Source organism: Streptomyces dysideae, assembly GCF_001514305.1.
Classification (GTDB): Bacteria; Actinomycetota; Actinomycetes; order Streptomycetales; family Streptomycetaceae; genus Streptomyces; species Streptomyces dysideae.
On the sequence record NZ_KQ949083.1, the window covers coordinates 259,073 to 285,921 of the forward strand.

General features: G+C 70.5%; 22 protein-coding genes and 2 pseudogenes. 18 read left to right on the plus strand and 6 right to left on the minus strand.

Annotated elements, in window-relative coordinates:
- The first annotated feature begins 1 nt into the window (after position 1).
- The 4 genes from AQJ91_RS17445 (at position 2) to AQJ91_RS17460 (ending at position 7,242) form a co-directional block, all read left to right on the plus strand.
- Positions 2 to 967, plus strand: a complete 966-nt coding sequence (locus AQJ91_RS17445; protein WP_067022045.1) for an ABC transporter ATP-binding protein — start codon at positions 2 to 4, stop codon at positions 965 to 967.
- Entirely contained in the window at positions 964 to 2,052 is a 1,089-nt protein-coding gene (locus tag AQJ91_RS17450; protein ID WP_067022046.1) for an ABC transporter ATP-binding protein, read from the plus strand. The genes AQJ91_RS17445 and AQJ91_RS17450 overlap by 4 nt, the downstream gene beginning before the upstream one ends.
- A complete protein-coding gene (locus AQJ91_RS17455) occupies positions 2,049 to 3,584 on the plus strand; it encodes a glycoside hydrolase family 32 protein (RefSeq protein ID WP_067022048.1) in 1,536 nt (511 codons plus the stop codon). The genes AQJ91_RS17450 and AQJ91_RS17455 overlap by 4 nt, the downstream gene beginning before the upstream one ends.
- Before the next feature lie 85 nt (positions 3,585 to 3,669).
- On the plus strand, positions 3,670 to 7,242 hold the full coding sequence (locus AQJ91_RS17460) for a glycoside hydrolase family 32 protein (RefSeq protein WP_067022051.1): 3,573 nt from the start codon (positions 3,670 to 3,672) through the stop codon (positions 7,240 to 7,242).
- A 65-nt stretch (positions 7,243 to 7,307) separates the two neighbouring features.
- Here the strand turns inward: AQJ91_RS17460 and AQJ91_RS17465 are convergent, their stop codons facing one another.
- Together AQJ91_RS17465 and AQJ91_RS17470 are read right to left on the minus strand one after the other, a co-directional pair.
- Complete coding sequence (locus tag AQJ91_RS17465) at positions 7,308 to 7,712, minus strand: hypothetical protein (RefSeq protein WP_159054592.1); 405 nt, start codon at positions 7,710 to 7,712, stop codon at positions 7,308 to 7,310.
- A gap of 171 nt (positions 7,713 to 7,883) precedes the next feature.
- Complete coding sequence (locus tag AQJ91_RS17470; protein WP_079085022.1) at positions 7,884 to 8,978, minus strand: YeiH family protein; 1,095 nt, start codon at positions 8,976 to 8,978, stop codon at positions 7,884 to 7,886.
- Positions 8,979 to 9,114: 136 nt separating this feature from the next.
- Between AQJ91_RS17470 and AQJ91_RS17475 the strand changes: the two genes are divergently transcribed.
- The 14 genes and pseudogenes from AQJ91_RS17475 (at position 9,115) to AQJ91_RS17545 (ending at position 24,395) form a co-directional block, all read left to right on the plus strand.
- A complete protein-coding gene (locus AQJ91_RS17475) occupies positions 9,115 to 10,146 on the plus strand; it encodes a LysR family transcriptional regulator (RefSeq protein ID WP_067022144.1) in 1,032 nt (343 codons plus the stop codon).
- A 331-nt stretch (positions 10,147 to 10,477) separates the two neighbouring features.
- Positions 10,478 to 11,263: a GntR family transcriptional regulator gene (locus AQJ91_RS17480; protein ID WP_067022055.1), complete on the plus strand. Its 786-nt coding sequence runs from the start codon at positions 10,478 to 10,480 to the stop codon at positions 11,261 to 11,263.
- A 5-nt stretch (positions 11,264 to 11,268) separates the two neighbouring features.
- Positions 11,269 to 14,048: pseudogene (locus AQJ91_RS49510) on the plus strand (fumarate reductase/succinate dehydrogenase flavoprotein subunit).
- Entirely contained in the window at positions 14,048 to 14,275 is a 228-nt protein-coding gene (locus tag AQJ91_RS17495) for a 4Fe-4S dicluster domain-containing protein (RefSeq protein ID WP_067022061.1), read from the plus strand. The pseudogene AQJ91_RS49510 and the gene AQJ91_RS17495 overlap by 1 nt, the downstream one beginning before the upstream one ends.
- 78 nt (positions 14,276 to 14,353) lie before the next feature.
- Positions 14,354 to 15,751, plus strand: a complete 1,398-nt coding sequence (locus AQJ91_RS17500; RefSeq protein ID WP_067022063.1) for an ABC transporter substrate-binding protein — start codon at positions 14,354 to 14,356, stop codon at positions 15,749 to 15,751.
- Between the two features lie 82 nt (positions 15,752 to 15,833).
- Entirely contained in the window at positions 15,834 to 16,730 is an 897-nt protein-coding gene (locus tag AQJ91_RS17505; RefSeq protein ID WP_079085024.1) for an ABC transporter permease, read from the plus strand.
- On the plus strand, positions 16,727 to 17,509 hold the full coding sequence (locus AQJ91_RS17510; RefSeq protein WP_067022065.1) for an ABC transporter ATP-binding protein: 783 nt from the start codon (positions 16,727 to 16,729) through the stop codon (positions 17,507 to 17,509). The genes AQJ91_RS17505 and AQJ91_RS17510 overlap by 4 nt, the downstream gene beginning before the upstream one ends.
- Positions 17,510 to 17,597: 88 nt before the next feature.
- Positions 17,598 to 17,936, plus strand: coding sequence for a ferredoxin (gene fdxA, locus AQJ91_RS17515; protein WP_067022067.1), 339 nt, complete (start codon positions 17,598 to 17,600; stop codon positions 17,934 to 17,936).
- The gene (locus AQJ91_RS17520) at positions 17,933 to 19,834 is read left to right on the plus strand and encodes a 2-oxoacid:acceptor oxidoreductase subunit alpha (RefSeq protein WP_067022069.1); all 1,902 of its coding nucleotides are present in this window, start codon (positions 17,933 to 17,935) and stop codon (positions 19,832 to 19,834) included. Before fdxA ends, AQJ91_RS17520 begins: the two co-directional genes overlap by 4 nt.
- Positions 19,831 to 20,898, plus strand: a complete 1,068-nt coding sequence (locus tag AQJ91_RS17525) for a 2-oxoacid:ferredoxin oxidoreductase subunit beta (protein WP_067022071.1) — start codon at positions 19,831 to 19,833, stop codon at positions 20,896 to 20,898. Before AQJ91_RS17520 ends, AQJ91_RS17525 begins: the two co-directional genes overlap by 4 nt.
- A 92-nt stretch (positions 20,899 to 20,990) precedes the next feature.
- Positions 20,991 to 22,109: an Mrp/NBP35 family ATP-binding protein gene (locus tag AQJ91_RS17530; protein ID WP_067022148.1), complete on the plus strand. Its 1,119-nt coding sequence runs from the start codon at positions 20,991 to 20,993 to the stop codon at positions 22,107 to 22,109.
- 558 nt (positions 22,110 to 22,667) lie between these two features.
- On the plus strand, positions 22,668 to 22,979 hold the full coding sequence (locus AQJ91_RS17535) for a hypothetical protein (RefSeq protein WP_067022073.1): 312 nt from the start codon (positions 22,668 to 22,670) through the stop codon (positions 22,977 to 22,979).
- A gap of 211 nt (positions 22,980 to 23,190) precedes the next feature.
- Complete coding sequence (locus AQJ91_RS17540; protein WP_067022076.1) at positions 23,191 to 24,006, plus strand: sulfotransferase family protein; 816 nt, start codon at positions 23,191 to 23,193, stop codon at positions 24,004 to 24,006.
- A 44-nt stretch (positions 24,007 to 24,050) separates the two neighbouring features.
- Positions 24,051 to 24,395, plus strand: a complete 345-nt coding sequence (locus AQJ91_RS17545; protein WP_067022078.1) for a hypothetical protein — start codon at positions 24,051 to 24,053, stop codon at positions 24,393 to 24,395.
- Between the two features lie 195 nt (positions 24,396 to 24,590).
- Here AQJ91_RS17545 and AQJ91_RS17550 read toward each other — a convergent pair whose 3' ends face one another.
- The 4 genes and pseudogenes from AQJ91_RS17550 to AQJ91_RS17560 all read right to left on the minus strand — a co-directional run.
- The gene (locus AQJ91_RS17550; RefSeq protein WP_067022080.1) at positions 24,591 to 25,460 is read right to left on the minus strand and encodes a sugar phosphate isomerase/epimerase family protein; all 870 of its coding nucleotides are present in this window, start codon (positions 25,458 to 25,460) and stop codon (positions 24,591 to 24,593) included.
- Positions 25,457 to 26,476 (minus strand): Gfo/Idh/MocA family protein, encoded by a 1,020-nt coding sequence (locus tag AQJ91_RS17555; RefSeq protein WP_067022082.1) that lies wholly within the window; start codon positions 26,474 to 26,476, stop codon positions 25,457 to 25,459. Before AQJ91_RS17555 ends, AQJ91_RS17550 begins: the two co-directional genes overlap by 4 nt.
- A 27-nt stretch (positions 26,477 to 26,503) precedes the next feature.
- Positions 26,504 to 26,659 carry a hypothetical protein gene (locus AQJ91_RS53620; protein WP_159054593.1) on the minus strand — a complete coding sequence of 52 codons (156 nt, stop codon included), beginning with the start codon at positions 26,657 to 26,659 and terminating at the stop codon, positions 26,504 to 26,506.
- 8 nt (positions 26,660 to 26,667) lie between these two features.
- Positions 26,668 to 26,849 (minus strand): annotated as a pseudogene (locus tag AQJ91_RS17560) (2-keto-myo-inositol dehydratase); the annotation flags it as partial.

Below are 26,849 nucleotides of genomic sequence, written 5' to 3' on the forward strand. Positions count from 1 at the left end.
CATGGAACCCGTACTTGAGGTAAGTGGCCTGCGCGTCGAATACCGCGGCGACGGACGCACCGTCGTGGGCGCCGACGACGTCTCCTTCTCCATCGGCCCCGGAGAGATCTTCGGCCTCGCCGGCGAGTCCGGCTGCGGCAAGTCGACCATCGCCAACGCGGTGATGCGGCTGCTGAAGCCCCCTGCGGAGATCACCGCGGGCAGCATCCGCTTCCAAGGCGGGGACGTCCTCGCCTTGGGCGAGCGGGAGCTGCGTGCCTTCCGGTGGCGGCAGATCGCCATGGTCTTCCAGTCGGCGATGAACTCCCTCAACCCCGTCCTGACCATCGGTGAGCAGATCGTCGACATCTTCACCACGCACGAGAAGCTGAAGAAGCGGGTCGCGCGGGAGAAGGCGGGCGAGTTGCTGGAGCTGGTGGGCATGGACCCCGGGCGGCTGAAGGCGTACCCGCACCAGCTCTCCGGCGGTATGCGCCAGCGCGTGGTCATCGCCATGGCCGTAGCGCTCCGCCCCCGGCTGCTGATCATGGACGAGCCGACCACCGCGCTCGACGTGGTCGTGCAGCAGGAGATCATGGCGCAGATCCGCGACCTCCAGCGGGAGCTGGGCTTCTCCATCCTCTTCATCACCCACGACATGTCGCTGATGGTCGAGCTGTCGGACCGCATGGGCGTGATGTACGGCGGACGGATCGTCGAACTCGCCGACGCCAAGGACCTGTTCGCGAAGCCGCTCCACCCGTACACCGAGGCACTGATGAACGCCTTCCCGCCGCTGACCGGCCCGCGCCGCGAACTCACCGGCCTCTTCGACGCCCCGCGCACCGCCGACAGCTGCGGCTTCCACGTTCGCTGTCCCGAGGACCGCTCGGACTGCTCCATGAACATCCCCGACCTGCGCGAGGTCGCGCCCGGCCGCTGGGTGGCCCGGAGTACAGCCCGGAGTCCGGAAGGAGCCTCCCGATGACCGAACCGATCGCATCGACGGAATCGACCGAATCGACCGCACCCCTGCTGTCCGTACGGGGCCTGACCAAGGACTTCCAGGTCGGCACCGTCTTCTCCCGGCGCCGTGTCCGAGCCGTGAACGACGTCTCCTTCGATCTCCCTGCGGGCCGGATCACCGCCCTGGTCGGCGAGTCCGGCAGCGGCAAGTCCACCATCGCCCGCTGTCTCGCCCGCCTCGAACAGCCCTCCTCCGGTGAGGTGCTGCTCGACGGCCAGGACGTCCTGCGCACCGAGCGGCGCCGGGTGTCACGGGCGTACCGCCGCAAGGTCCAGATGGTGTTCCAGGACCCCTTCGGCTCACTCAACCCCGTCCACCGCATCGAGCACTTCCTCACTCGGGCCCTCGTCCTGCACGGCCACTCCGCCTCCCGCGAGGCGCTGTGCGAGCTGCTGACGACGGTCGGCCTGACCGAGGACATGTTGCAGTCCTACCCGCACGAACTCTCCGGCGGCCAGCGTCAGCGCGTCGCGATCGCCCGCGCGCTGGCAGTGGAACCGCGCCTGATCCTGGCCGACGAACCGACCTCGATGCTGGACGTCTCCGTGCGCGTCGGCGTGCTCAACCTGATGCGGCGCCTGCGCGACGAGCGGGACATCGCCATGCTCTACATCACCCACGACCTGGGCTCCGCGCGCTACCTCGCGGACACCACGATGGTCATGTTCGCCGGCGAACTTGTCGAAGGCGGCGACGCGTTGGCAGTGATGGACGCCCCCGCCCACCCCTACACCCGCCTCCTCCTGTCCGCGGTACCCGACCCCGAACGGGCCGGGAGCTACGACCCGGTCGAGCGCGCCAAGCTCCGCGAGGCCATCCTCAACCCCACGTCCTGCCCCTACGGCGACGACGGCACCTGCAGCCGCACCGAGCCCGTCCGGCACATCGTCGGCGAGGACGACGGACAGCCCCACTGGGTGCGCTGCCACCTGCGCGCACCCGCCTCCGACATCGCCCGCCGCGTCCTCAAGGCCACCGACCGGCCGGACGGCGAGGCCACCGACACCACCGACGCCACTGAGGAAGCGGAGACCACCGCCGCATGACCCACGACCTCACCCTCCCCTCCGGCACTCCCACCGCCGAGGGGCTGGCCGAGCGCGCCCAACGCGACCCCCACCGCCCGCGCTTCCACTTCACCTCACCCGGCGGCTGGCTCAACGACCCCAACGGCCTGAGCCACTGGAACGGCGTCTACCACCTCTTCTACCAGTACAACCCGCTCGCCCCCGCCCACCACCACATCCACTGGGGCCACGCCACCAGCACCGACCTCGTCCACTGGACCGACGAGCCGGTCGCCCTCGTCCCCGGCACCGACGGCCCCGACCGCGACGGCTGCTGGTCCGGCGTCCTCGTCGACGACGGCGGAGTGCCCACGCTCGTCTACTCGGGCAGGCACGGAGAACGCGAACTACCTTGCGTGGCAAGGGGATCGGCAGACCTGAGGTACTGGACCAAGGACCGGGCCAACCCGGTCATCACCACCCCGCCCGAGGGCATCGACACCACCGCCTTCCGCGACCACTGCGTATGGCGGGAGGACTCCGGCGAGGGCACGGTGTGGCGGCAGTTGGTGGGCTCGGGCATCCGGGGCGTCGGCGGAACCGCCTTCCTGTACGAGTCGGACGACCTGCGCACCTGGCGATACGTCGGCCCCTTGCTGACCGGCGACGCCTCGCAGAACCGGGGCGAGCCGGACTGGACCGGCACGCTGTGGGAGTGCGTCGACCTGTTCGGCATCGGCGACGGCGATGGCACGGACGTACTCGTCTTCTCCGCCTGGGACGAGGGCACCACCCACCACCCCCTGTACTGGACCGGCCACTACCAGGGCGACACCTTCACCCCGACCGCCCTCCACCGCCTCGACTACGGCGGCCGCTACTTCTACGCCCCCCAGTCCACCCGCGACGAGCACGGCCGCCGCATCATGTTCGGCTGGCTCCAGGAAGGCCGGACGGACGAGGCGAACGCGCAGGCCGGCTGGTGCGGTGCGATGTCCGTGCCGAGGGTCGTCACGCTGGGCACGAACGGCCGTCTGCACCAGGCCCCGGTGCCTGAACTGACCGTGCTGCGGCGGGAGCGGGTGGAGGTGGCGCCGGGCGCGCTGACAGACCCGTACACCCGGCTGCACGCCGTGCGCGGGGATCAGCTGGACATCGAGACGACCCTGCGCCTCGCCCCCGGAGCCACCGCCCGGCTCGTGGTCCGCGAGACACCGGACGGCGCGGAGCGCACGGTCGTGGAGGTGAGCAGGGCACTCGACGGCGTGGGCGGCATCCTCCGCCTGCACCGCGAGACCAGCAGCCTCGACCCGACGGTCGACATCGAACCCCGGTACGGCGAGCTGCCGTTGGACGCGGACGGCCTGGTCGACCTGCGTGTCCTCGTCGACCACTCCGCACTGGAGATCTTCGCGAACGGGCGCCCCCTGGCCGCCCGCATCTACCCCACCCGCCCCGAGGAGGCTGTCGGCGTCGGTATCGGTGCCGACGGCGACGTGACCCTGGAGCGGTTCGACGCCTGGCAGATGGCGTCGGCCTTCACAGAAGGGCCCCGGCCGCTGTGGCCGTGACGGTCTTACACACGACCACGGCCCGGGGTGTGGACGTCCCTCCGGGCCGTGGCCCACCCTTCCCCGCTCTCCCTCAGGAGCCGCCATGAGCGTGTCCCGCCGTACCCTCCTGCTGGCAGGAGGCACCGCCGCCACCCTGCTGCCTCTCGGAGGCATCGTGCCCGCGGCGCAGGCCGCCGCCCCGGGCGCCGCCGGAGCAACCCGCGCCCCCACCCCGATCCCCGACCCCATCCCCGTCACCGGCACCTGGACCCGCACCTCCGACGGCGGCCAGAAGGCGACCGCCGGCCGTCGCGGGCCCGCCCTCGCCCTGTCCGAGCAGCAACTCGCGACCAACGGCACGTACGCGGCCCGCGTCACGCCCCAATCCGCCTCGTCCGTAGGCGCGTTGGTGTTCCGGGCAGCCCTCGACGGCTCGACCGGATACGCGGTCGCCCTCGACCCCGGCCGCACCCACATACGGCTCTACGACCTGGCCAGCGGCCACACACTCGCCACCGCGCCACTGCCGGGCGCGCGAACCGGAAAGCCCTACGACCTCGAAGTGGCCGTCGATGGACCGGAGTTGGCGGTGTCCGTCGACGGCAAGCGGATCCTCCACGCCGAGGACCACCGCCACGACACCGGCTCGGTGGGCCTGCTCGCCCAGGGCGGCAAGGTCACCTTCGGCCCGCCTTACCTCTCCGCCGTCACCACCAACCTCACCGGCTGGACCACGAGCGGCGGCGCCTGGACGGCGAGTCCGCTCGGCTGGCGCGCGGACCCTTCCCAAGGGGCCACCGCCCGTGCCGTCACCACGACCCAGGCGTACGACACCGCGCTGCAGGCCGACCTGCTCCTGCACGACACCTCCGCCATCGCCGCGTTGCTGGTGCGCACCAACGCCAAAGCCACGCGCGGCTACGGCGTGCAAGTGGACCCGGGTCAGGGCAGGTTGAGGCTGTACCGCATCGACGGGAACGTCACCCTCGGCACGTACGCGACCACCATCAAGGCCGACACGGTCTACCGTCTGCGTGTTGAAACCGAGCGCGGCGAACTGCGCGTGCACTGGCAGACCAACTTCCTCTCACCCGACGGCTACACCCCCGTCATCACCGCCCAGGACTCCACCCACACGAAGGGCCGACTCGCCGTCACGGCATCGTCCGGCACGGTGTCCTTCGAGAACATCGCCGCCGCCGACCTCGCCACCGCCCTCCAGGGCTGGACGGCCCACTCCGGCACCTGGACCCCCGACCTGCGCGGCATCCGCGGCGAGAACGGCCTGCGCACGGCCCCCTTTACCGAGGGCGACCTGGTGGCGAAGGCCGACATCACCTTCGGCGGCACCTCGTCCTCGGCCGGCCTCGTCCTGCGCGCGTCGGCGAAGGGTTCTGGTGGCTACGAAGCCCGCCTGGAAGCCGGCCGGAACGCCGTCGTCCTACTGGACCGCTCCTCCGGCGCCCGCCTCGCCTCCGCCTCCGGCCCGGTCCGGCGCATCACGGCCGGAAGCACGTACCGCGTCGAGGCCCGCGCGACGGGCAGGACGATCGAGGTGCACGTGGACGGCGTGCGGGCGCTGAGAACCCGCGTGTCCCGCACCACGGGCGGCGCGGTCGGCACCACGGCCTCGCACGGGACGTCGTACTTCCAGAACGTCGAAGTCCGCGCCACCGCCGACTACTTCACCGAGCCCTACCGCCCCACGTACCACTACTCCCAGCTCACCGGCTCCACCAGCGACCCCTGCGGCCTGCTGTACCACGACGGCGAGTACCACCTCTTCCACCAGGACGAAGGACGCTGGGCACACGCGGTCAGCACCGACCTCGTCCACTGGCAGGCCCTGCCGATCGCCCTGCCCTGGAACACGTACGGCCACTGCTGGACCGGTTGCGCGGTCGTGGACGCGGACGACACCTCCGGTCTCTTCGACGGCGGCTCGGGCCTGATCGCGTACTACACGAGCTACCACCCGGACAAGCCGGGCGGAAACGCGAGCGTGCGCATCGCGCACAGCAAGGACAAGGGCCGCTCATGGCAACTGCACGGCGGGTCGACCCCGGCCGTACAGAACCCGGGCGGCCCCGACGCCGGCTGGACCTTCCGCGACCCGAAGGTGATCCGCGACGAGAAGCACGACCAGTGGCTGATGGTGGTCTCCGGCGGCGACCACATCCGCTTCTTCGCCTCCACCGACCTCCTCACCTGGACCCAGGTCAGCTCCTTCGGCTACGGCGACTGGGTCACCCCGGGCGTCTGGGAGTGCCCCGACTTCTTCCCGCTCCCGGTAGACGGCGACAAGGACAAGGTGAAGTGGGTCCTCACCCTGAGCACCGGCGCCGTACGCGCCACGAACGGCTCGGCCGCCCAGTACTTCACCGGTGAGTGGAACGGCACCGGCTTCACCCCCGACCAGAAGGCCGGCACGGCCCTGCGCGCCGACTCCGGCCGCGACTACTACGCCGCCATGTCCTTCTACGGCCTGCCCGACAACCGCCGAGTCCGGCTCGGCTGGATGAGCAACTGGGACTACCCGTTCAGCGCCCCGACCGGCGCCTGGAACGGCCAGCTGAGCACCCCCCGCGAACTGACCCTCACGGCCACCACCGACGGCGTACGCCTGGTACAGCGCCCGGCCCCGGAGCTGACCACCCTGCGTGCGTCCACGACGACCCGCAAGGACCTCTCCGTCGACCCCGACTCCGCGAACCCGCTCGCGGGTATCGCCGGCATCGCATACGAGATCGAGGCCGAAGTCACCCTCGGCACCGCCACGGAGATCGGCTTCCGGCTCCGGACCGACGACGCCCACCACACAACGGTCGGATACGACGCCGAGGCGCAGCAGCTGTTCGTGGACCGCTCGGCATCGGGCCTGAGCGACTTCACCCAGTACTTCGCGGGCCGTACGGCGGCCCCGATGAAGGCGGCCGACGGCCGTGTGACCCTGCGCGTGTACGTCGACTCGTCGTCGGTCGAGGCATTCGGCGCGGACGGACAGGCTGCGGTGACAAGCCTGATCTTCCCCACCCCGGACGCCGACGGCATGGCCTTCTACGTCAAGGGCGGCACCGCACACATCGAGTCGCTCCAGGTGCACCGGCTGAACAGCACCTACCGCCTGGTGGACCGCGTGAAGCCGTTGGCAGTCGTCCCGACCGGCGGTGAATTCCGCTCGGACCTCGGCAAGTTGACGGTCACTCCCGCCGGCCACTGGTCGACGGAGAGCGCGGGCCGCGCAGGAACCTTCGACAAGGACTCCAACGCGATCTCGGCCCGCACGGCGACCGACCTGGACCTCACCACCCTGGTCCGCCTCGGCGGCCCCGACCCGGACACCGGCGGCGCCCTCTCCCTCCTCTGGCGCGCCTCCTCCGACGGCGCCGACGCCTACTGCCTCAACCTCGACCCCGACCTGCGCGTGATCCGCCTGGTCGCCAAGACCGACGGCCACTTCGATGACGGTGCTGCGCTCGCCCGCGTCCCGGCCCTGGTCCGCCGCGGCACCACCTACCCCGTCCGCATCCTCACCCAAGGCGACCGCATCCAGGTGTTCCTCAACGGCACCCGGATCATCGACATGACGGACACGACCTACACGAGCGGCCACATCGGCCTCAACGTGTTCGGAGGGAGAGCGGCGTACCAGGACGCGTACGCAAGGGAGCTGTGACCGCCGGTCAGGCCGACCTGCGACCGTGACCGTAGAGGCTCCGCGCCGACTACCGGGCGGAGCCACTACGAAGGACAGGAGCAGCCTGGACTGCTGTCGCCACGGATCACCGCCACCAGCATCCTGGATCTGGCGGCACCGATGCGGAGCCGCTTGCGTAGCGTCTCGGCGGAGATCGGCCGCTGGTGCAGTTCCCAGTGCTTGGCGTTCTCCCGCCTGGCACGCTCCAGAAGGTCGTCGTACGCGGGCCGCGTCCCTGCATCTGCATACTCCTTCGGACCGTCGGCGTGCGGCCCCGCCGCGCTCCCCGCCGAGTATTCGCCCCGGCCCTGGACGCCGCTGATGGCCTGCAGAAGACCGGGACCGACCTTCGCCCAGCCGATAAGGAGCAGCGGCCCCACCGCATCAGAAGCGGCCTTGCCGAACTGGCCCGCAAGCAGCGGATCGGTGATGTTCAGGGCCAGGGTCATCACACTGGAGAAGATCAGCAGTCGCCGGGCAGGGCGCAACTGCTCCGAGGCTGCGCCGTGCAGGGCGAGGTAGCCGGCGGTCGCGGGCCCCCGCAGTTGCTACCGCAAGGCCCCGTCGAGATCGGCCGCTGACACAGCTTCTCAATGACTCCCGGTCATCCGGTGCGGGAGTCAGAGCCGACCGGTGATCGCCTGGAGACCGATACCGGCCGCGCTGACGGCGGTCCAGAGGATCGCGCCCAGCAGCAGGGGGCGCGGACCGGCCTCACGCAGCTGCGAGAACCTCAGTGACAGACCGATCCCCGACAGGGCCACGGTGATCAGAAACGTGCTGATCATCGGCAGTACCGGCTGCCACGAGGCAGGGATGCCGTCATACGTGGCGACGGCTGACGCGGTCAGGAAACCGACGACGAACACGGGGAACGCCCGCCATATGCGTTTGACCGCGCTCTCGTCCCTCCGGACATTCCGGGCTCCCCGGCCGAACGACCGCCACAGCACCAGGACCGCGCAGATCGGCACGATCATGAGACTGCGGGTCAGTTTGACCACCACCGCGTACTGGCCGGCCCCGGTTCCGTAGCTGTAGGAGGTGGCGACGACCGAGGACGTGTCGTTGATCGCGGTGCCGCTCCACAGCCCGAACGCCTCCTGCGACATCCCGAGAAGATGGCCCACCGGAGGAAACAGGACAACCGCGGCGATGTTGAAGGTGAAGATGGTGCCGAGGGCATAAGCGACCCGGGCCTCGGCGGCGCCCACGGCGGCGGTTACCGCGGCGATCGCCGAGGCTCCGCAGACGCCCGTGCCGACTCCGATCAGCAGCCTCGTCTCACGGTGGACCCCCAGCAATCCGCCGACGGCCCAGGCGCCGAGCAGCGCCACGGCCAGCGTGCCCAGCATGACCGGGAGCGACCCCATCCCGACGCTCAGCACAGCACCAAGAGGAAGCCCGGCCCCGAGCACGATGATGGACACCTGCAGGACCTGTCGGCCCACGACCGCGAACCCGGGGCGCAGACGCTCGGCCGTTCCGGGTGGGGCGATCCGTCTCAGCAGAGCTCCGGCAAGAGCACCCACGACGATCCCGAACACCGGGCCCCCTATGGCCGGGACGAGACGGCCCAGCCAGGCGGCCGGCAGCGCGACCGTCACCGCCACCGCCAGTCCCGGCAGTACGGCCTTCGACGCTTTCCGGGCGCGCCTCCCGCCGGCGAGCACGCGTGGCAGCGGCTTGACCGGCAGGGCGTGGGACGGTTCCATGACGTCTCTCTTCCTGCATCCGTTTCCTGCAACGGGGCGGCCTGGATGGATCCGTATGGCGACCGCACCTGCACGATCGCCGCGTCCTGCCGGCGCCGGTAGAGACCCGTTTCCGAGGAGGTCATAAGCAGTGCTGATGAGCCTTCCGCCGGGGACACCGGAACTCAAAGTGCTGGACCTGCTGGTCTCCGTCGCCCAGACCGGCAGTCTCGGCCGGGCCGCCGCGCGGCATGGCATGAGCCAGCCGGCGGCGAGCATGCGGATCACCGCCCTGGAACGGCAGCTGCGGCTGGTACTGCTCGAACGCGGCCCCACCGGGTCACGCCTCACCCCGGCCGGGACCGCCGTCGTGGACTGGGCGCTGCCGGTGCTCGATGCGGCTCGGGCGCTGATCAGCGGCGTCGCCGCGCTCCACGCGGATCAGCAGGGCAGGCTGCGGATCGCCGCGTCGATGACCATCGCGGATCACCGGGTGCCGGGCTGGCTGATGGCCCTGCGCACCAGGCTTCCCGAGGTCAGGGTCGCTTTGCGCGTCGGCAATTCGTCACAGGTCGCCGACATGGTGCGGGACCGTGAGGCCGACCTCGGCTTCGTCGAGGGTCCGCACGCGCCGCACGGTCTCCGTAGCCGTACCGTCGCCGACGACGAGCTGGTCGTGGTGGTCGCGCCGGGGCACCCGTGGGCCAGACGCAGACAGCCGCTGCCCCTGCGGACGCTGGCGGCGACTCCCCTGATCGTGCGCGAACAGGGCTCGGGCACGCGCGACGCCGTATGGGAAGTCCTCTGCCGCTACGCGGGAACCACCCTCCTCCCGCATGCTTCTGACACTCCCCCTCCTCCCGTGTCCTCGGTCCGGTCTTCTCCTGTCAGGGCTTCGGGGAGTGCCGTCGGACGTGCCCCCACCCGGCCGGAGAACCGTGGGGAACCGGCGCCGCCCGCGGCGGAACTGGGCTCCACCACCGCCATCAAGTCGGCCGTGTCCATGGGCGACGCACCCGCCGTTCTGAGCCGTCTCGCCGTATCCGCCGAACTCGATGACCGGCGGCTGATCAGTGTGCCGCTGGAGGAACCCGCCCTGCTGCGACGGCGGTTCCGGGCCGTCTGGCTGCCTGAAACGCCTCCGGCCGGGCCCACGGCCGCGCTGCTGGCTCTGGCCTCCCGCCGATAGCCGGCGGGCAAGGGGCGAGCAGGGGCACAAGCCCGCCGTGAGCGACGGGCACCCGGAGCCGCTCCCTGGCGCCTGGCGTCCGTCGCGCACCAGCCGCGCCTGCGGTCCCGGGGCTCACTGCCCGGGATACGGCGACGTCGGCCGCCGCCCGTCAGAACCACTGCCCTCTGGGTGCCCGCAAGTCCTCCCGCTGCCCCGAGCCCTGGCGGTACCGGCTCGCTCATGCCTGTTCTCCCAGGTCAGCAAGGTGTGGGAGATGAGGAGGTTGGCGTAACCGGTGCGTAATTCCGGCAACCGGTCGGCGTAACACGTCCTCCGCAGCATTCCGGCCATGACAGGGATCACCGCTGGTGGCAGGGGTTCAGGCAGCCGTGTCGCACCGGTGCGGCGGGTTCGGGACGTACTACGCACCCGCGTTCTTACGGGCGTATACGGAAACCGGCCGCTGCCCTCCGAGGCGGCGCTGGCCGCTGAACTGGGGGCCAGCCGCAACGTCGTCCGGGACGTCCTCGCGCTGCTGCGTATGGAGGGTCTGGTCGACCGGATCCCCGGCGTCGGAACGTTAGTCGTGTCGGGAAAGGCCGTGCAGGGACTGGACCGGCTGCGCGGACTCGCGGAGAGCTTCGACACCGGCTGCGACCGTGTGGTCAACCAGGTGCTGCTGGCGGACACCGTGCCCGCCACACCCACCGTGGCAGAGCGACTTGAGGTCACTCCGGGCACCGAGGTGATCGCCCTGGAGCGGGTTCGGATGCTCGACGACCAGCCCCTGTCACTGGACGCCAGCTACCTTCCCGCGGACATCGGCCGGCCCCTGCTGGAGATGGACCTCACACGGCACGACGTCTTCGGGCTGATCGAGGGCGAACTGGGCCTGTGTCTGGGCGCGGCCGCTCTGTCCATCGAGGCGATCGCCGCCGACCGCACGGTCGCCGGGCTGCTGCGGGTGCCCGACGGCTTTCCCCTGCTGTTCCTCGAACGGCTGACATACACGGACGCGGGCCGGCCGATCGATCTCGAGTTCGTCCGCTTCCGCGGCGACCGGATGTCCCTGTCCGCCTGGCTGCACCGAACCCCCGACCCGCATTCGAACCACCCTTACTCCGAAAGGGGCTGACCTCCGTGCAGATCCCACCTCAGTCACAGCGGCGCGAGTTCACCTGCGACGTCCTCATCGTCGGCGGGGGCACCGCCGGCACGATGGCGGCCCTGACCGCGGCCGCGAACGGCGCCGACGTGCTGCTGCTGGAGAAGGCGCACGTGCGTCACTCCGGTGCCCTGGCCATGGGCATGGACGGGGTGAACAACGCCGTCGTTCCGGGCAAGGCGACCCCCGAGGACTACGTCGCCGACATCACCCTCGCCAACGACGGCATCGTCAACCAACGCACCATCTACGAGACCGCGACCCGCGGCTTCGGCATGGTGCAGCGGCTGGAGGGCTACGGCGTCAAGTTCGAGAAGGACGAACACAATGAGTACGCCGTGCGCAAGGTGCACCGCTCCGGTAGCTATGTGCTGCCGATGCCGGAGGGCCGCGACGTCAAGAAGGTTTTGTACCGCACGCTGCGCGCCCGTCATGTGCGCTCCCGGGTCACGATCGAGAACCGAATCATGCCGGTGCGGGTCCTCACCGTGGACGGCCAGGCGGTCGGCGCGGTGGGATTCGACACCCGGTCCGGGGAGTTCGTCACCATCTCGGCCGGCGCGGTCATCCTGGCCGCCGGGGCCTGCGGACGCCTGGGCCTCCCGGCCAGCGGCTATCTGTACGGCACCTACGAGAACCCCACCAACGCCGGCGACGGCTACGCGATGGCCTACCACGCGGGTGCGGAGCTTTCCGGCATCGAGTGCTTCCAGATCAACCCGCTCATCAAGGACTACAACGGGCCCGCGTGTGCCTACGTCGCCAACCCCTTCGGGGGCTACACGGTCAACGCCGACGGGAACCGCTTCGTCGACTGCGACTACTGGTCGGGCCAGATGATGGCCGAGGTCAAGCGCGAACTGGACAGCGCTCGCGGCCCCATCTACCTCAAGCTCAGCCATCTGCCGGACGCCACGATCAACCAGATCGAGGGCATCCTGCACACCACCGAGCGGCCCACCCGCGGCACCTTCCACGAAGGCCGCGGCCACGACTACCGCACCCGTGACATCGAGATGCACGTCTCGGAGATCGGGCTGTGCAGCGGCCACTCCGCCTCGGGTGTCTGGGTCGACGAGCACGCCGCCACCACCGTGCCGGGTCTGTACGCCGCCGGAGACATGGCCTGCGTACCGCACAACTACATGATCGGCGCCTTCGTCTACGGAGACATCGCCGGCGAGCACGCCGGTGCCTTCGCAGCCTCCGCCGGCCGCCCCGCGCTCCCCGAGGACCAGATCTCGGCGGCGCACGAACTGATCTACCGGCCGCTGTCCCACCCGGACGGACCGCCCCAGCCGCAGGTGGAGTACAAGCTCCGCCGCTTCGTCAACGACTACCTTCAACCGCCCAAGACCCAGCGCTATCTGACCCTCGGTCTGGAGGCGTTCGGACGGATGAGCCGCGAGATCGCAGGCATGGGAGCCCGCACTCCCCACGAGCTGATGCGCTGCGCCGAGGTCACCTTCATCCGGGACTGCGCCGAGATGGCCGCGCGCGCCTCACTGGCCCGTACGGAGAGCCGCTGGGGCCTCTACCACCAGCGCGCCGACTGGCCCGAACAGGACGACGCCAACTGGTTCCGCCACCTGAACCTGCGCAAGAGCGGAGCGGGAGAGGCCGGCGGGAGCGGGGAGATGGAGACGCTGACCCGGCCGGTGGCGCCGTACATCGTGCCGGTTCCCGGTTTCACCCGCCCGGACGGAGTGGCGGACGTGCCCGCCCCGACCGGTGCCGACCTCGCGGCGGTGTGGGGATGACCGGCAACACGCCCGCACAGGGCGGCCCCCACCGCATCCTGGCGCTCCTCGAACTCGCCGATGAGGTACCGACCACCGACGAACTGGCGGAGTTCCTCACCGACACCGACCCCGATGTACGCCGCACCGCGCTGACCGTGCTCAGCGAGGCCGCCGAAACCTGGGAGGAGCCGTCGTCGGTCTTCGCCGCGGCCCTGCTGGATCCGGCCGAGTCGGTCCGCCGCGCCGCCATCGAACTGCTCAGCGAGCTGCGCGAAGTACTGGTGTCCGGCGAGAGCTTCACACGGTCCCTGCGCGAGGCGTGCGGGCACCCCGACGCCGATGTCCGGTCCGCCGCCGTGGTCGCCCTGTGGCGTCACCGGCTGTGTGACGTCGAGGAGTTGACCGCGCTGCTGGCCGACCCGGACGAGGCCGTGCGCTGCGAGATCGTTCTCGGACTCGTCTCCCTGGACGCGCTCGACGCTCTGTCGGATGCCGCGGACGACCGGTCCGCCGCGGTGCGGCTCGCCGTGGCCCGAGGGCTGGCCGCCGTAGGAGACCCACGCGGAGCCGCCACCCTGATACGCCTCGCCGAGGACTCCGACTTCCTGGTGCGGGCCGCGGCCCTGTCCGCCATGGCACACACCGGCTGCACCGAGCAGGCGGCGGCCCTGGCCCGTACGGCACTGGCCGACCCCGCCTGGCAGATCAGGCAGGGAGCGGCGGCCGCGCTGGCGGTCGCGGATCCCCAGGAGGCGGTCGCCCCGCTGATCGCCGCGACCCGGGACACCAACCTCGACGTACGCAAGGCCGCAGTACGTGCCCTCGGGGGTCTGTCGGCGGGCCGCCCGGAGGTCCTGGCCGCCCTGGAGGCAGCCGTTGCCGACGTGGACGCCGATGTCCGCGCCTTCGCCCGCATGGGCCTCACCGACGCTCGTACGGACCTCACCGAATCCCCTGCCACCCCGAGCACCCCTATCACCCGGACCACCGCACAGGCTGAAGGAGACCACTGATGGCGCAAGCATCAAACCGGGTCGACGTACCGGTCACCATCGACGAATCCAAGTGCATCGACGGATGCACCCTCTGCGTGGACATGTGCCCGCTGGACTCACTGGCCATCCACCCCGAGACCGGCAAGGCGTACATGCACGTCGACGAGTGCTGGTACTGCGGTCCCTGCGCGGCCCGCTGCCCGGTCGACGCGGTCACGGTCGACATCCCCTTCCTCCTGCGATGAGTGGAGCCTGACATGTATCCCTTTCCGCACCCCGTCCCACGGCCCTCCCTCCCGCCGCGGTCTCGCCGCGGTCGGCCGTTGCTCGCCGCACTCGCCGTCCTGGGTCTCGGCGCCAGTTCCTGCGGTACCGACACCTCGGCCGGCTCCTCGACCGTGGTGGTCAACATCGGCTACCAGTCCAAGACCATCAACACCGTCACCGCGGGTACTCTGCTGCGCGACCGCGGCACCTTCGAGCGCAAGCTGAACGCCATCGGCAAGGCAAGCGGGGTGCGTTACAAGGTCGTCTGGCAGGACTTTCCCTCGGGGCCGCCGCTGACCGCTCAGATGATCGCCGGCAAGGTGGACATCGGCTCCATGGGCGACTATCCGGTGCTCGTCAACGGCTCGAAGACCGCCGAGTTCCCCGACGCCAGGTCGGAGCTGGTCGCGGTCACCGGCTACAACCTGCGTGGCTCGCTCAACCAGGTCGTCGTGCCGAAGGATTCCTCGGCGAAGAAGCTGACCGATCTGCGCGGCAAGGTGCTGTCCACCAGCGTCGGTTCGGCCGCACACGGAATGCTCGTGAACGCCCTGCGGAAGAACGGGCTCAGCCCCGACGACGTCAAGGTGCTCAACCAGGAACCGGCGGTCGGCGCCTCGGCGCTCGAGGGCAAGCAGGTCGCCGGGCTGTCCCAGTTCGTGCCCTGGCCACAGCTCATGGTGTTCCGCAAGCAGGGCAGGCTGCTCTACGACGGCGGGTCCAACGGCGTCCCGACGTTCCACGCCGTCGTCTCCCGCAAGGCGTACGCCGACGACCACCCCGAAGTGATGCGGGCCTTCCTGGAGTCGGTCCGCGACACGGCGGACCACCTCAACAAGAACCCGCTGGCCGCCGCCCAGCAGGTCGCCAAGGTCACGGGTATCGAACCCGAGGTGGTCTACCTCTACAACGGGCCCAGTGGCCTGGTGACCTTCGACCCGACCATCAAGCCCCAGCTGGTCGAGGCGCTCTCCAAGGACCTGCCCTTCCTCAAGGACCTCGGCTCGGTCAAGGACCTGGACCTGGACACGTTCGTCAACGACAGCTACCTGCGCGAGATCTACGGCTCCTTGTACGACGCCGCCAGCAAGACCACGACATCCCCGAGCATGCTCAGCGGTGAGGACCCGGTCTGCCACGAGCCCGTCAAGGATCCGCGCACCGCCTCGGAGGTGTGGTTCGCCGACCGGAAGTCCACCGGGGTCGCGGCGACTCCCACCTGCCTGCTGCGGCAGATCGCCGCCCACGACGGGGACGTACGCGCCGCCTACGTACCCGACGAGAAGCACGGGACCCGGATGTTCGCGTCCGCCGCGACCTGGGTGCTCGACCCCGACCGGCCCGCGAACTCCCGGCTGCTGCCGTTCGCGGTGGCCGCGGACGCGGATTCCTACCGGGCGGACCACTCCGGCGCCCGCGAACTCGGCTACGAGGCGGCACTGGAGGCTTCGTGAGCCGGCGGCGGTCGCAAGACCCGCCTGTCGCAGAGCCGAGCAGGTATCGCACGTATCGCAGGCTTCGCAGGAAAGAGGACGCATGACAACGACTCCCGTCTCCCAGCAGTCCCTGACACTCACAGATGATCCGATCGCCGCCACCCAGCGGCCGCGCCCTGGTCTGCGTGCCGGTCTGCGCCCGCTCACCGTGACCGGGGCATGGCCGCGCCGACTGGCCGCCGGGGCGCAGACAGCGCTGCCGCTGGCCGCGGCGCTGCTGGTCTGGTACCTGCTCACGGCCAACGGCGTCGTCCTGTGGCTGCGTTTCGACAAGGTGCCCGGCCCGGCCGACGTGTACGACACGCTCAAGGGACAACTGACGTCCGGCAGTTACTACCAGGACCTGCTGGCCAGTCTGCGCCGCATCCTGCTCGGCTTCGGGCTCGCCGCGGTGAGCGGGGTGGCCATCGGCATGGCGATCGGGCGTTCACGGGTCGTCCAGGCGCTGGTCCGGCCGCTCATCGAGGTCGCCCGGCCGATCCCGGCGATCGCCCTCGTCCCGCTGGCGATCCTCGTGTTCCCGACCGGCGAGCAGGGCATCGTCTTCATCACCTTCTTCGCCGCGTTCTTCCCGGTGGTGGTGAGCACCATCCACGCGATGAAGACTCTGCCCAAGGTCTGGGAGGAGGCCGCCCGGACGATGGGCGCCAGCCGGCTGTCCATACTGGCGCACGTAGTGCTTCCCGGAGCGATGCCCGGCATCTTCTCGGGGCTGTCCGTCTCCATGGGTGTCTCCTGGATCTGCGTGATCAGCGCCGAAATGATCTCCGGTCAGTTCGGTGTCGGCTACTACACCTGGCAGTCCTACGGCCTGCTCGACTACTCCGGCGTGGTCGTCGGAATGCTGTCCATCGGCATCCTGGGCTGGGGTACGGCCTGGCTGGTGGAGCGGCTCGGGTCCCGGATCAACCGCTGGCTGCCGAGGAACGCCCGATGAGCGCCGGAGCGCAGGTCCGGCTGGAGGGACTGAAGCTCGCCTTCGGCGACATGCCGGCCGCCGAGGTCGACCTCGATGTGCGGCCCGGAGAGATCGTCGTCCTGCTCGGGCCCTCCGGGTGCGGGAAGTCGACCATCCTTCGCGCCCTGGCGGGGCTGCTCACGCCCACCGCCGGACGCGCGGAGGTCGACGGGAAACCGGTGGGTGGCAGGGGTGGCGCCGACATGGCGTGTGCGATGGTCTTCCAGGAGGACGCTCTGCTGCCCTGGCGTTCGGCCGCGCGCAATGTCGAGTACGCCCTGAAACTGCGTGGCGTGCCCCGGCGGCAGCGGCGTCAGGAGGCCGAGGAACTCCTGGCCCAGGTCGGTCTCGAGGGCTTCTTCGACCATCTGCCGGGCCAGTTGTCGGGCGGTATGCGGCAACGCGTCCAGCTCGCCCGGACCCTGGCCACCCGCCCCCGGGTGATGCTGATGGACGAGCCGTTCGGCGCGCTGGACGCCCAGACCCGCTCGGAGATGCAGCAACTGCTGGTCTCGGTCTGGCGGCAGTACGGGACCACCATCCTTTTCGTCACCCATGACGTCGACGAGGCCCTGCTGCTGGCCGACCGGATCGTGCTGCTCAGCCCCCGCCCCGCCGTCGTACGCGAGATCGTCGACATCCCCGGCCCGCGGCGCCCGGGCGCCCAGTTCGAACCCGAATTCGCCCGCCGCCGCTACGAGATCCTCGCCTCGATGGGCGACGCTCCGGCCGCGGAGCTTTCCCCCGAAGGCGCCTGAGTAACTGTCAGTTCGCCCGGACCACGGACCACTACAGGTCGCCCGGACCACTACAGGTCGTTCGACCCCACACCGAAGGAGTCACCTCATGACTTTCGCCATCGGCGCCGCATGCGTCGACGTCATGGACCGCGCCTGCGTCGACGAGTGCCCGGTGGACTGCATCTACGTCGGGGAGCGTATGGCCTACATCAACCCCGACGAGTGCATCGACTGCAGCGCCTGCGAACCCGTCTGCCCGGTGGAGGCCATCGCCACGGTTGAGGAACTCGCCCCCGAGGACACGGCGTTCGTCACGGAGAACGCCCGCTTCTTCTCCGAACCGCTGCCCGGCCGCGCCGAGCCGCTGGGCTCGCCCGGCGGTGCGGCCGACCTCGGTCCGATCGGCGTCGACACACCCTTCGTCCAGAGTTACGTGGCGCCATGAGCAGCACCGGCACCAGCACCAGCCCCGGACGGACGGAACGAACTGAACGGACCGAGCGGCTCGAACGGGTGGTCATCCGGTTCGCCGGTGACTCCGGAGACGGTATGCAGCTCACCGGCGACCGGTTCACCTCGGCGGCCGCGGCCTTCGGGAACGACCTGGCCACACTGCCCAGCTTCCCCGCCGAGATCCGCGCACCCCAGGGCAGCATCGCCGGCGTCTCGTCCTTCCAGGTGCACTTCGCGGACTACGACATCCTCACCGCCGGAGACCGGCCGGATGTGCTGGTGGCGATGAACCCGGCCGCGTTGAAGGCCAACCTCGCCGACCTGCCGCCGGGCGGCACGGTGATCGTGAACACCGACGAGTTCACACCACGCAACCTGACCAGGGCCGGCTACGTCGCCGACCCGCTGGAGGACGGCACGCTGACCTCCTTCCAGGTCCACCAGGTCGCCATGGCAACGCTCACCCGGGGCGCACTGGCCGACACCGGTCTGAGCAAGAAGGACGCGGGGCGGGCGAAGAACATGTTCGCCCTGGGCCTGCTGTCCTGGATGTACCACCGCCCGACCGGCGGGACCGAGCGGTTCCTGCGGCAGAAGTTCGGGCGCAAGCCCGAGATCGCCGAGGCGAACATCCTGGCCTTCCGGGCCGGCTGGAACTACGGCGAGACCACGGAGGCGTTCGCGGTGACGTTCGAGGTCGCCCCCGCGACCACGCTCACCCCGGGCACGTACCGGCAGATCACCGGCAACACCGCCCTGGCGTACGGAATCGTCGCGGCCGGAGCCCGGTCCGGGCTGCCGGTGCTCCTCGGCAGCTACCCGATCACCCCGGCCAGCGACATCCTGCACGAGCTCTCCCGGCACAAGAACTTCGGCGTGACCACGGTGCAGGCGGAGGACGAGATCGCCGCCGTCGGTGCCGCGCTGGGGGCCTCTTACGGCGGGGCACTGGGCGTGACCACCACGTCCGGTCCCGGTCTCGCCCTCAAGAGCGAGACCATCGGCCTGGCCGTGATGACCGAACTGCCCCTGCTGGTGATCGACGTACAGCGCGGCGGGCCTTCCACCGGCCTGCCCACCAAGACGGAGCAGGCGGACCTGCTGCAGGCGATGTTCGGGCGCAACGGCGAGTCCCCGGTGCCGGTTCTCGCCCCCGCCACCCCGGCGGACTGCTTCGACACGCTGCTCGACGCGGCCCGGATCGCCCTCACCTACCGAACGCCGGTACTGCTGCTGTCCGACGGCCACATCGCCAACGGCTCCGAGCCGTGGCTCGTCCCGGACGCCTCACAACTGCCCGACCTGAGCGTCGAGTTCACATCCGAGCCCAACGCCCCCGACGGGTCCGGCCGTTTCTGGGGTTACCTGCGCGACCCGCACACCCTCGCCCGGCCCTGGGCGGTACCCGGCACCCCCGGACTCGAACACCGCATCGGCGGCCTGGAGAAGGCCGACGGCACCGGCGACATCTCCTACGACGCCGACAACCACGACCGCATGGTGCGGCTGCGGCAGGCCAAGATCGACGGGATCACCGTGCCCGACGCCGTGCCGGACGACCCATCCGGCCGGGCCAAAGTCCTGGTGGTCGGCTGGGGCTCCTCGTACGGGCCGATCGGCGCCGCCGCCCGCCGTGTCCGCGGGGCCGGACACCCCGTCGCACACCTGCATCTGCGGCACCTCAACCCCCTCCCCGCCAACCTCGGCGAGGTGCTCTCCCACTACGAGCGCGTCGTCGTCCCGGAGTTGAACCTCGGCCAGCTCGCGCTGCTGCTGCGCGCGAAGTACCTGGTCGACGCCATCTCGTACACGAAGGTCGCCGGTCTTCCGTTCGGGGCGGAGGAACTCCAGGGCGTGTTCACCGATGCGATCGAAGGAGTCCGGACATGACCACCATCGACCTCGGCCTGCCCGCCATCGACGGGCAGGCACTGGTGCCCACGGCCGAGACCAAGCTCTCACCGAAGGACTTCAAGTCCGACCAGGAGGTGCGCTGGTGCCCCGGCTGCGGCGACTACGCGGTCCTGGCCGCCGTACAGGGCTTCATGCCCCGGCTGGGGCTGAGGCGGGAGAACACCGTGTTCATCTCCGGCATCGGCTGCTCCTCCCGCTTCCCGTACTACATGAACACCTACGGGATGCACTCCATCCACGGCCGCGCCCCGGCCATCGCCACCGGCCTGGCCGTGGCCCGTCCCGATCTGTCGGTCTGGGTGGTCACCGGTGACGGGGACGCCCTGTCGATCGGCGGCAACCACCTGATCCACACCCTGCGGCGCAACGTGAACCTGAAGATCCTGCTGTTCAACAACCGCATCTACGGGCTCACCAAAGGCCAGTACTCACCGACCTCGGAGACGGGCAAGGTCACCAAATCCACCCCCATGGGCTCGGTCGACGCCCCCTTCGACCCGGTCTCGTTGGCCCTCGGCGCCGGCGCCACCTTCGTGGCCCGCGTCCTCGACTCGGATCGCGCGGGGCTGACCGACGTGCTCACCGCGGCCGCCGAACACCGCGGCACCGCGCTCGTGGAGATCTACCAGAACTGCCCGATCTTCAACGACGGCGCCTTCGAGGTCCTGCGGCAACCCGGCGAGCGGGAGCGGCGCCTCATCCCGCTGCGCCACGGCGAACCGCTGCGCTTCGGCGCCGAAGGAGAGTTCGGCGTGATCCGTACCGGTTCCGGAGGGCTGGAGACGGCGAAGGTCTCGGAAGTAGGGGAGAAGGAACTGGTGGTGCACGACGCCACCCTGGAGGATCCTTCCTACGCCTTCGCACTGTCGCGGCTGTGCTCCCAGGACTTCGCGCACACCGTCACGGGTGTCTTCCGCTCCGTCAGCCGCCCGGTCTACGACGACCAGGTCCGCGCCCAGATCGAGCAGGCCAGGAGCACGGCACCCGCCGACCTCCAGTCCCTGCTCGACGGCAAGGACACCTGGACCGTCGTCGGCTGACGCAGCGCCACGTCTCGCCCCGCCCGCACACCCAGCGCCCGCACGGATCCGGAGTCCCGCCTGTGACAACTGCACAGACCCACGAGTACGCCCTGGCCACGGAGACGGTCCGCGAGGCGCTGTCCAAGGTCCTCGATCCGGAGATCCAGCGGCCCATCACCGACCTCGGGATGGTCAAGGAGATCACGGTGGACGCCGATGGCGTGGTCACGGTCGGTATCTATCTGACGGTGTCCGGCTGCCCGCTGCGCGAGAAGATCACCTCGGACGCCACCGCCGCCGTATCCACGCTGCCCGGCGTGCGCGAGGTGCGGATCGAGCTGGACGTGATGAGCGACGAGCAACGCACCGAACTGCGCAGGAGCCTGCGGGGCGACACGGACGAGCCGGGGATTCCCTTCTCCCGGCCCGGTTCACTGACCAGGGTGTACTGCGTCGCCTCCGGCAAGGGCGGCGTCGGGAAATCGAGTGTCACGGTCAACCTGGCCGCCGCGATGGCCGCACGCGGGCTGTCGGTCGGCGTGCTGGACGCCGATATCCACGGCCATTCGGTTCCGCGAATGCTGGGCGTGACGTCGGTTCCCACCCGCGTCGAAAAGATGATCATGCCGCCCCGGGCGAACGGTGTGAAGGTGATCTCCGTCGGGATGTTCACCTCGGGGAACGCGCCGGTGATGTGGCGCGGCCCGCTGCTGCACCGCGCGCTTCAGCAGTTCCTCGGCGAGGTGTACTGGGGGGACCTCGACGTGCTCCTGCTCGACCTGCCGCCCGGCACCGGCGACATCCCCATCTCCATCGCCCAGTTGCTCCCCGACTCCGAGATCCTCGTGGTGACCACACCGCAGGCGGCCGCGGCCGAGGTGGCCGAGCGGGCCGGAGCCATCGCACTGCAGACCAGTCAGCGGGTGGCCGGGGTGGTGGAGAACATGTCCTGGCTGCGGCTGCCGGACGGTTCGACGACGCGGCTCTTCGGCTCCGGCGGCGGCCGGACGGTCGCCGATTCGCTGTCCCTCGCACTGGGCACGGAGGTTCCCCTGCTGGGGCAGGTGCCGATGGACCCGCTCCTGGGCGAGGCCGGCGACGCCGGTAATCCGCTGGTGCTGAGCGAACCCGAGGCTCCGGCGGCGGTGGTGCTCCGCGGGATCGCGGAGAAGCTCTCTGTACGCCCCCGTGGCCTGGCCGGTTGTCGGCTGCCGGTCAGCCCGTCATGAACGGGCTACCCCTCCCGCAGACCGTAACGACCCCTGACCAGACGACCGGCGGTCATATGCCGTGCCGCCTGACGGACGGTCCCACCGACAACCACCTGATCACCGCCGCCTGACTCGCCCGAGCCGGGGCTGCGGTGAGGTGAGGCCGACCCGGCCCCCAGAGGCGAAGGAGCGGTGCCCAGCGGCACCCCAAGACCATGTGGGCCGGGCGACGACCAAGCGCGGGCGCGCGCGACCGGGCGCAGCTGCTGGTGCCGGCATACGAGACCGGTCTGGTCTGGGCGGGGGAGGCGGAGCGGCGTCGTCCCGCCACGCCACCCCGGCGAGGTGCGCGGTGCCGAGCGGGACGTGCGCGGTCCGTCACTCGTACGGCTGCTCGTTGAGGCGGCAGGGCGCGCCCGAAGTCCAGTAGACCGCGCGCCGCACTCGGGAGTACGCCTCCGGTCCGCACCGGCTTCGGTGCCCGGGATCGCGAGGCCGAGACCGGTCGGGGACGCCGACACCGCGTAGAACGCCAGGTCGCCGTGGGAACCGGCCGCGTAGTACAGGGGCGGCCCGGTGCCGACGGCTGACGTGTGCGGGAAGCGGCAGGACGCGCAGGGTTCCGCGGCGAGTTCGTTCCTCTCGGGCGGGCTCCCCGAGTACGCGGCCAGCAGCGACGGCAGTCCGAGGAGTACCGGATCCGGCTCCGTGAGCAGCCACAGCTCCGGCCCGCCGGCGGGCCGCGGCCGAGGTCCCGGCGGATCGTCCGGCGAGAACGCGACCGCCTCACGCGTGCGGCACGCGGACCAGCCGCCGTACGGATGCGTCGAGGGCACGACGTCCATCGGCGTCGGGCGGGTCGAGGCCATCCGCTCCGGCGTCCAGTAACTGAGGGCGTCCTGCGGCGGGTTTCCCCTCCACGGCCTCCTGGGCATGGCCCGACGGCCCGACATCGCCGCCGCGTTGCCCGGCGAGCCGGCGGAGAAGCTCACGGAATTCTCATCCCGGCCCCATGGTGCCCCCAGCGGCTCACCCCAGTATGGTCAAGCATTCAACGGGAGGTCGGGTTCCGCGCGCCGGGTGGTAGGGAGGCACGGCGATGGTCTTGAACAGTCCGGGGATACGCCGCGTGGCCCGGGGGGTGCGGCGGCGGTTGCGCAGGCTGGCCGAACCGCCCGTACCGGCCACGGCCTACCGGCTGGTCCCGGAGCCGGTGTTCATCCTCTCCTCCGTGCGCTCCGGCTCCACGCTGCTGCGGGTCCTGCTCAACAGCCACCCGCAGATCCGCGCCCCGCACGAGATGCACCTGCGCACCCTGGCGGTCGACCTCACCAAGCCGTACTCCAAGAAGGCCATGTCCGAACTCGGCCTCGACCAGCGTGAGTTGGAGTACCTGCTGTGGGACCGCATCCTGCACCGGGAGCTCGTGCGCAGCGGCAAGCAGATCATCGTGGACAAGACGCCCGGCAACGCCGGCATCTGGGAGCGACTGCACGAGGGGTGGCCGGGCGCCCGGTACATCTTCCTGTTGAGACACCCGGCCTCGATGGTGAACTCCCTGATCGACAATCGCCCCGACCGCGAGCTGGAGGCGACGGTCCGTGAGGTGCGCGGGTACGTGGAGGCGGTCGAGGCGGCCCGTACCGCGCTGCCCGGACTCACGGTCCGCTACGAGGAGTTGACGGCGAGACCCGAGGAGGTCACGCAGGAGATCTGCGCCTTTCTCGGCGTGCCGTGGACACGGCGGATGCTCGAGTACCGGAAGGGCGACCACGGGCCGTTCGTGCCGTACATCGGTGACTGGAGCGACAACATCAAGTCGGGGAAGATCCAGCGGGCACGGCCGCTGCCGGACGCGGCGGACGTGCCGGCGGCGTTGCGCGACACCGCCCGCGCCTGGGGGTACCCGTGCTGAGCGACTCGCACCGCCGATGCACCTGTCCGGGGGCGACGGTGTGGGTGACGGGCCGGCCGCTGGCCGACCGGCTGGCCGCGGCGTACGCGGCGGCCGAGCGGTTACTGGCGGAGGGGCGCCGGGTGGAGGTACTGGACCGGTTCGCCGGCCTCGGCGCGGACGCCGGGCGGGCAGGGGTGACGGCGGAGGTGCTGGCCCGCAACGGAGTCGTGGCGATCGTGCCGTACGCCGAGGAGAGCATCGGTGCGGTACGGGCCCGACACGCGGCGAACGGCACCCGCTACGTCGAGATCCGCGTCGCAGGCCGGGGCGGCCCCCAGGACTCGGCGGCCACGGTGTGCGGCCTGCTGGCCGGCGTGGGGGAGACCGGGGCGGTTCAGCAACCCTGATGGACCGCCGGCCGGGACCAGGACGCCGGTCCGGCACGGCATGCTCCCGCCCCCGACCGCGAACTCCGTGACCGCATCGCCACCGCGCGGCGCGCCCTCGACGACGTCGAAGCGAGCCTGCTTCACCTCTCCCCGCCCCGCGCGTACGAAGCGGAGGCGGAGAGCGTCCGGCGTCCCCCGGGGCACACCTGACCGCTACGCGGCCAGCTCCTTGCTGATGCGGTCCAGCATGAACGCCGAGGACTCCCTGGCCCGTTCCTCCCAGGCGAAGACGCAGGCCGTGGCGACGCCGTCGAAGTTCAGCTCGCGCAGGGTGCCGAAGAAGGCGTCCCAGTCGACCTCGCCCTGGCCGATGTCCAGGTGCTGGTGGATACGGGCCGTGGTGCCGGGCGGGTTGAGGATGTAGCGCAGGCCGCTGGACCCCTTGTGGTTGAAGGAGTCCGCGATGTGCACGTGCTGGAGCTTGTCCCCGGCGTGGCGCATCATCGCCGCGATGTCCGCGCCGACCTCCGAGGCTCCGGAGAGGTGGAAGGAGTGCGGGGCGCAGTAAAGGTAGTTCACCCAGGGCTTGTTGATGGCCCGGACCAGGTCGACCGCAGGGGTGTTCTCCTCGCAGAAGTCGTCCGGGTGAGCCTCCAGGTTGAGGGCGATGCCCTCCCGCTCGAAGAGGGGCAGCAGCTCCTCCAGCGAGCGCCAGAACGCGGCCTCGCTCTCGGCGGCTCGCTCGGGGCGGCCGTTGAACTCCGAGTTCATCAGGGGGCATTCGAGGTCCGCGGTGATCTCGATCATCCGCTTCCAGTAGCGGACGGCCGCCTGTCGCTCGGTCTCGTCGGGCGAGGACCACTTGTACAGCGGCAGCACGGAGGACAGCTTCACCCCGTGCGTACGCAGGGAGTTCTTCAGCTCGGCGATCCGCTCGTCGTCGGCGCGCGGGTGCAGGAAGAACGGCATGAAGTCGTCGCGGGGCGACAACTCGATGTACTCGTAGCCGAGTTCGGCGACCGTGCGCACCATGTCGTCGATGGGCAGCGCACGGAACATGTACGGGTCGAGGGCGATTTTCACGCGGCACCTCCGTAGCAGGCGGGTCGGGGCTTCATGTCGACGGTGACCACGGCGCCGTCGGAGTCGAGGGACGCGACGGCGGCGTCGGTGATGACGGTGGCGGCGTAGCCGTCCCAGGCGGACGGGCCGGTCGGCTCGGTGCCGTTCTCGACCGTGGCGATCCACTCGCGGAACTCGGTGTCGAAGGCGTCCACGAAGCGGGCCTTCCAGTCCTGCGGCACGGCGGTGCTGTGCAGTCCGGCGGTGCGGACCCCGACGGCGGCCGGGTCGGGGAGGCGGACGAGGCCCTCCTCGCCGACGGTCTCGCACCGGATGTCGTAGCCGTACTGGCAGTTGACGAAGACCTCCAAGTCGACGCGGACCCCGTTCGCGGTCTCGAAGAGCATGATCTGCGGGTCCTTGAGGTGCGCGAACCGCTTGCTCGTGGCGCGCGGGGTGATCACCTGGGCGGAGACGATCTCGTCGTCGAGCAGCCAGCGCAGTACGTCGATCTCGTGCACGGCGGTGTCCTGCGCGGCCATCCGGGAGGTGTACGAGTCCGGGACGGTCGGGTTGCGGTGCGCGCAGTGCACCATCAGCGGAGTGCCGAGGGAGCCGGAGGCGAGGACCTCCTTCATCTGCCGGTAGCCCGCGTCGAAGCGGCGCATGAAGCCGACCTGGACCAGGCGGCGGCCGTGCGCGCGCTCGGCCTCGACGATGCGCAGACAGTCCTCGGCGGTGGTGGCGAGGGGCTTCTCGCAGAAGACGGGCCTGCCCGCGGCGATGGCGTTCAGGACGTGCTCGGCGTGGGTGGGGCCCCAGGAGGTGACGAGGACGGCGTCCACCTCGGGGGACGCGATCAGCTCGGCGCCGTCCGGATGCGCGGTGGCCCCGACACGGGCGGCCACCTCGGCGGCGCGGTCCGCGTCGAGGTCCGTCACGGCGGAGACCCGCGCGCCGGCGATGACGTCGGTGAGCCGCCGTATGTGGTCCTGGCCGATCATCCCGGTGCCGATGACACCAACACGTACGGTCATGGTCGTTCCCTTCAAGACGTTCGGAGGTCAGGAGTAGCGGGCGCGGAGTTCCGCTTCGAGGGTTGCGAGGGTGCGGCCCTTGGTCTCGGGGACGTCGCTGAGGAGCCGCAGCCGCCGGTTGACCGCCCGAGGAGCGTCGTCCGTGACAGCGGGGGCCGGTGTCGCGTCGTCCCTGACGTCCATGCGGCCTCCTACCGGTCGCTGTGTGGGCGTCGGGTTCCGGTCAGGCCGCAGCCGGCCAGGTGCTCACGGGTGCTCAGCGCGATGGGCAGCGGTACCTCGGGTGCGCAGGGGTACAGGTCCTGTTCGACGATCACGAACAACTCGGCGTCCAGCAGGGCGAGTTCGGCGACGACATCGGCGGGCTTCGGTA

Excerpts from the sequence above, each read along its gene's own strand:
- AQJ91_RS17445 (WP_067022045.1), top strand. The coding sequence starts at position 2 with ATGGAACCCGTACTTGAGGTAAGTGGCCTGCGCGTCGAATACCGCGGC.
- AQJ91_RS17450 (WP_067022046.1), top strand. The coding sequence starts at position 964 with ATGACCGAACCGATCGCATCGACGGAATCGACCGAATCGACCGCACCC.
- AQJ91_RS17455 (WP_067022048.1), top strand. The coding sequence starts at position 2,049 with ATGACCCACGACCTCACCCTCCCCTCCGGCACTCCCACCGCCGAGGGG.
- AQJ91_RS17460 (WP_067022051.1), top strand. The coding sequence starts at position 3,670 with ATGAGCGTGTCCCGCCGTACCCTCCTGCTGGCAGGAGGCACCGCCGCC.
- AQJ91_RS17465 (WP_159054592.1), bottom strand. The coding sequence starts at position 7,712 with ATGACCCTGGCCCTGAACATCACCGATCCGCTGCTTGCGGGCCAGTTC.
- AQJ91_RS17470 (WP_079085022.1), bottom strand. The coding sequence starts at position 8,978 with ATGGAACCGTCCCACGCCCTGCCGGTCAAGCCGCTGCCACGCGTGCTC.
- AQJ91_RS17475 (WP_067022144.1), top strand. The coding sequence starts at position 9,115 with ATGAGCCTTCCGCCGGGGACACCGGAACTCAAAGTGCTGGACCTGCTG.
- AQJ91_RS17480 (WP_067022055.1), top strand. The coding sequence starts at position 10,478 with ATGACAGGGATCACCGCTGGTGGCAGGGGTTCAGGCAGCCGTGTCGCA.
- AQJ91_RS17495 (WP_067022061.1), top strand. The coding sequence starts at position 14,048 with ATGGCGCAAGCATCAAACCGGGTCGACGTACCGGTCACCATCGACGAA.
- AQJ91_RS17505 (WP_079085024.1), top strand. The coding sequence starts at position 15,834 with ATGACAACGACTCCCGTCTCCCAGCAGTCCCTGACACTCACAGATGAT.
- AQJ91_RS17510 (WP_067022065.1), top strand. The coding sequence starts at position 16,727 with ATGAGCGCCGGAGCGCAGGTCCGGCTGGAGGGACTGAAGCTCGCCTTC.
- fdxA (WP_067022067.1), top strand. The coding sequence starts at position 17,598 with ATGACTTTCGCCATCGGCGCCGCATGCGTCGACGTCATGGACCGCGCC.
- AQJ91_RS17520 (WP_067022069.1), top strand. The coding sequence starts at position 17,933 with ATGAGCAGCACCGGCACCAGCACCAGCCCCGGACGGACGGAACGAACT.
- AQJ91_RS17525 (WP_067022071.1), top strand. The coding sequence starts at position 19,831 with ATGACCACCATCGACCTCGGCCTGCCCGCCATCGACGGGCAGGCACTG.
- AQJ91_RS17540 (WP_067022076.1), top strand. The coding sequence starts at position 23,191 with ATGGTCTTGAACAGTCCGGGGATACGCCGCGTGGCCCGGGGGGTGCGG.
- AQJ91_RS17555 (WP_067022082.1), bottom strand. The coding sequence starts at position 26,476 with ATGACCGTACGTGTTGGTGTCATCGGCACCGGGATGATCGGCCAGGAC.
- AQJ91_RS53620 (WP_159054593.1), bottom strand. The coding sequence starts at position 26,659 with ATGGACGTCAGGGACGACGCGACACCGGCCCCCGCTGTCACGGACGAC.